Raw genomic sequence first — 3,588 nt, forward strand, 5'->3', positions numbered from 1 at the left:
GGAGGCGATGCGGCCAGGCCGGGCACCGGCATCCGTCGATCCGGCCGGTCGTCTTCGACCGTGCCGTTCAGCCCGTGTGCGCGCAGCAGCGGCTGCACGCGCTTGGCGAGCCATGAGCGATAGCCCTTGGGCGCGTACGCGGACACCCCCGGATAGAGCCCCAGGTACGATGACACCAGCTCCGGGTGGTCGCGCTCGAGCCAGGACATGAACCACGCCTTCGCGCCCGGACGCAGATGCAGGGCGCCGTAGACGACGCGAGCGGCCCCGGCCTCTTTGATGCGCCGCAGCGCGTCGTCGAGCGCGGCGATGGAGTCGGTGAGGTGCGGCAGGATCGGCATCAGGAAGACGGTCACATCGAAGCCCGCGTCGGTCGCGGAGCGCACGGTGTCGAGTCGGGCAGCGGTCGTGGGCGTTCCCGGCTCCACCGCCTTCTGGAGATGGTCGTCGAACACGGCGATCGACATGGCGAGGGTCACTCTCACCTCACGAGAGGCTTCCGTGAGCATCGGCAGGTCGCGCCGCAGCATCGTGCCCTTGGTGAGGATCGAGAACGGGGTGCCGGAATCCGTGAGGGCTGACACGATGCCCGGCATGAGGCGATAGCGGCCCTCGGCTCGCTGATACGGATCGGTGTTGGTGCCCAGCATCACCGGGTCGTGGTGCCAGTTGCCGCGGGCGAGCTCGCGGCGGAGCACCTCGGCGACGTTCACCTTGACGACCACCTGGGTGTCGAAGTCGCGTCCGGCGTCGAGGTCGAGATACTCATGGGTTCCGCGGGCGAAGCAGTACGAGCAGGCATGACTGCAGCCCCGGTACGGGTTGACGGTCCAGTCGAAGGGCATCGACGAGCCGCCCGGAACGTGGTTCAGCGCGGACTTCGCCATGACCTCGTGGAACGTGACGCCCGAGAACTCGGGTGTCGTGACGGACTGCACGAGTCCGTCGAGGTGCTCCAGACCCGGCAGTGCCGCCGTGTCGGCCACTCCGAGTTCCTGTCCCCGCCAACGCATGTGTCCATGGGAACAAAGCTTCGAACGAATGTCAACCATCGGACGGCAAGGATCGAAGGGTGGCGGAGTCGCGGGTCATGACGTCGAGATCGTGCACGTGATGAACGACAATGAGGAGGTGGCGGACCCCGACCCGCCCGAATCTCCGGGCGCACCCCTCACTCGTCGCGCATTGCGCGAGAGAGTGGTGGCCTCGCGCCCCGGGGCAGGCGCGCCGGGCGACGGCACCGGCGTCGTCGCCGGATCGTCTCCGGCACATGCCCGTCGCCGACGGGCAGGGCGCATCGCGACCGTCTTCGCCGTCGTGGGCACGGCCGCCCTCGTGTTCGGCTCCGCCGTCGCGGTGACCGCTGCCGTGACGGCCCCGCCGCTCGTAGACGCACCGGCCAGTGTCGCGAACGGCGACCTGGAGGTCTCGGTGCAGGGGTCGCAGAGCGAGCCGCTCCCCCCGGTGACGGAATCGCTGCCGTCTCCGGTCGTCGCTCCCGAGGTCACCGGCGACGACATCTGCGCCTCCGCCGACCTCACCGCGGCCCTCGATGCCCGCGACACCGCCGCGGCCGTCGCCGCCGCCGGCGGAGCCGAGTCGTTCCGCTCGGCCGTCGCAGCCGGCACGGCGCCCTGCGTGCGCCTCGACGACCCGACGTTCGAGTGGGTCGTGGTCAACAAGTCCCGGCCCTACGACCCGGTGGACTATCGTCCCGCCGACCTCGTCGCGCCCGACGGTGTGCGCAACATCCCGGGCACCGCGCTGCGTTCTGCGGTCTCTTCCGCCCTGTCGGCGCTCGTCGCGGACGCCGCAGCCGATGGAGCGGGCGAGATCGCACTCCTCAGCGGCTTCCGCTCCTACGACACCCAGGTCGACACCTACTCGTCGCACGTCAACGCGCGCGGCACGGACGGCGCCGACGAGATCAGCGCCCGCCCCGGACACAGTGAGCACCAAGCGGGGCTCGCCGCCGACGTGGTGGCGTGCGGTGCCGGCGGATGCGGGGGCCTCGACGATCTGGCCGGCACGGCTCAGGGCGACTGGGTCGCCGAGCATGCCTGGGAGTACGGCTTCATCGTGCGATACGAGGAAGGCTTCACGGGCGTGACCGGGTATGTGCCCGAGCCCTGGCACCTGCGGTACGTCGGAACCGACCTCGCCCGGCACTATCACGAGGGCGGCTGGCACACCCTCGAGAGCTTCTTCGGCCTCCCTGCCGCGCCCGACTACGACAGTTGACGGCATCCGACAAATAGCGACACCGAGTGCCGGGGATCGAGGGACCCGATCTCACAGCGCTCGCGCCCCGCCGCCGACGTCGGAACTAGGATGACGCCCGGGGAGACCCGCACCTGCAGCCACTCGAGGAGGAGATCCGCATGGAACGCGACATCTACGACGAGGATCACGAGGCCTTCCGCGACGTCGTCAAGGAATTCATCAAGCGCCATGTCACCAACGATGTGCGCGAGAAGTGGGACGCCGAGGGCGAGGTCGACCGCGCGACGATGCTCGCCGCGGGTGAGGCGGGATTGATCGGCCTGTCCGTGCCGGAGGAGTTCGGCGGGGCGGGCATGCTGCAGGACTACCGCTTCCGCGCGATCGTGAACGAAGAGGTCATCGCCGCCGGGGCGGGGTCGCTCGCGGGGGCGTTCGGCATCCAGGATGACCTGGCGGTGCCGTACCTGGTGCACATGGGCACGCAGGAGCAGAAGGAGAAGTACCTGCCCCGCATGGCCACCGGGGAGATCATCGGCGCGCTCGCGATGACCGAGCCCGGCGCGGGGAGCGACCTGCGCGGCATCTCGACGACGGCGAAGAAGGTCGACGGCGGCTACGTCGTCAACGGGGCGAAGACCTTCATCTCGTCGGGGGCGAGCGCCGACCTCGTCGTCACATTCGTGAAGACCGGCGAGGGAAACCGTCCCGACGCGTTCAGCCTGCTCCTGATCGAGACCGCGTCCGAGGGGTTCGACCACGGCAAGAAGCTGCACAAGATGGGCTTCCACGGTCATGACACCGCGGAGCTGTCGTTCTCGGATGTGTTCGTGCCCGAGGAGAACCTCATCAGCGGCCGCGAGGGGCAGGGCTTCGTGCAGCTGATGATGAACCTTCCGCTGGAGCGCCTGTCGATCGGGGTCGCGGCTGCTGCGGCGGCGGGCGCCGCGCTCGATTGGACGGTCGCGTACACGAAGGAGCGCGAGGCCTTCGGCCAGCGGGTCATCGACTTCCAGAACACGCGCTTCCAGCTCGCCGACATCGCCGCGACGGTGGACGCACTGTGGGCGTACATCGACCGTGCCATGCGCGCCTACGGCGAGGGCGAGCTGTCGGCCGAAGAGGCGGCGAAGGTGAAGTTCTGGACGACCGAGCGCGAGTGGGATGTGCTCGACACGTGCGTGCAGCTGCACGGCGGCTACGGCTACATCACCGAGTACCCCATCGCCCGCGCCTTCCTCGACGCCCGCGTGCACCGCATCTACGGCGGCACGAACGAGATCATGCGCGAGATCGTCGGCCGTCAGCTCGCCGGCAAGAAGTAACCCGTGCTCCGCAGTCACCTTCTGCGGGTCCACCCGGCCGGGT

At 69.3% G+C, this 3,588-nt stretch carries 3 protein-coding genes; 2 read left to right on the forward strand and 1 reads right to left on the reverse strand.

The genetic code is table 11. The features are described 5' to 3' along the window. A partial coding sequence (locus B4E30_RS07760; RefSeq protein WP_286794504.1) for an Rv2578c family radical SAM protein occupies nt 1-1,013 on the reverse strand: 1,013 nt, incomplete at its 3' end. 100 nt (nt 1,014-1,113) lie between these two features. On the opposite strand from B4E30_RS07760, the gene B4E30_RS07765 reads away from it, so the two are divergent. Beyond that, a complete protein-coding gene (locus B4E30_RS07765; protein WP_286794505.1) occupies nt 1,114-2,241 on the forward strand; it encodes a M15 family metallopeptidase in 1,128 nt (375 codons plus the stop codon). 140 nt (nt 2,242-2,381) lie between these two features. Continuing rightward, the gene (locus B4E30_RS07770; protein ID WP_286794507.1) at nt 2,382-3,545 is read left to right on the forward strand and encodes an acyl-CoA dehydrogenase family protein; all 1,164 of its coding nucleotides are present in this window, start codon (nt 2,382-2,384) and stop codon (nt 3,543-3,545) included. Nucleotides 3,546-3,588: the final 43 nt, after the last annotated feature.

The organism is Microbacterium sp. UBA3394 (assembly GCF_002358725.1).
In the GTDB taxonomy this organism is placed as follows: domain Bacteria; phylum Actinomycetota; class Actinomycetes; order Actinomycetales; family Microbacteriaceae; genus Microbacterium; species Microbacterium luteum.

Coding starts and splice junctions, on each gene's coding strand:
- B4E30_RS07765 (WP_286794505.1), top strand. CDS start 1,114: ATGAACGACAATGAGGAGGTGGCGGACCCCGACCCGCCCGAATCTCCG.
- B4E30_RS07770 (WP_286794507.1), top strand. CDS start 2,382: ATGGAACGCGACATCTACGACGAGGATCACGAGGCCTTCCGCGACGTC.